The following is a 965-nucleotide window of genomic DNA, read 5'->3' on the forward strand; positions in this document are numbered from 1 at the left end:
CGTACCCTCAAATCCGCTGACAACTTCTCTCAGGGCAGCACCATCAACATAAACCTTTAGCTTGGTCTTTTTATCCTGGGTGATTTCCTGACGTTTGCTCAGGTCAGTGTTGAGATCACTGAGATCCTGATCGGGATTGGAACGGACGGTGACGTCGATGGAACCATCGGGGGCCGCGACGGTGGCGCGGGTGATCTGTTCTTTTTCCGACGCTTCGTAGGAACCTTCGACGGTGGGCAGAGCGGCGATGCGGTCCAGCAGGTCTGGGGAGGCACTGTCTGCACTATCATCCCCGCCGATCCCGATTGAGCCGGAAATCGAACCATTAACGTTCTTGTAATTGTCGTGGTCTTGAATATCGCTGTAGTCGAAGGTCTCGGTATCCAGCGTCACATCGCCTTCGGTCGAGGCAATGACCGCCCCGTCAAGCTGGGTGTGACCACCAACGGTGACATCCACGTTGCCTTTGGCGATCAGGGCAGACTGTTCCTCGACCCACGCCTTACGACCCTTTTCCTTGCCGTAGGAGACTGAGCCATTGACGGCATTGACCTTGCCGTCCAGATCTGTACTCACCCCGACAGAACCGCCCTTGCTGCCCCCGTCAATCCGGCTGGTATCCTGTACAGAAGCAAGGGTGAGATCACCGCCGACATCCGCATCAATTGATCCCCCGGCCTGAACCTGTACCCCCTTGAGGGTCGTGTCATCCCCGGATTTCAGAGTGACATCATTCCCGGCAAGAATGCGGCTGTTGGTATGGGTCAGGCTATCGACATTCCGGTCCGATGCATTGGCAGAGATAGAACCATTGGCTGAAACTGTTGGGGTACCCGTAATCCCAATCCCCACAGAAACCCCGACAGAGGCAGATTTACTGCTGCTTTCATGATCCAGCGCGTAGGTACTTTGCGCAGCGGTGAGGGTAATATCATCCCCCGCATCAAGCGTGACATCACGACCTG

At 55.9% G+C, this 965-nt stretch carries 1 protein-coding gene; it reads right to left on the reverse strand.

The features are described 5' to 3' along the window. Positions 1-965 (reverse strand): hemagglutinin repeat-containing protein (locus O4H49_RS20495; protein ID WP_269425292.1); only part of this gene is annotated, 965 nt, incomplete at both ends.

The sequence above is a fragment of the Kiloniella laminariae genome (assembly GCF_027214005.1).
GTDB lineage: Bacteria > Pseudomonadota > Alphaproteobacteria > Kiloniellales > Kiloniellaceae > Kiloniella > Kiloniella laminariae_A.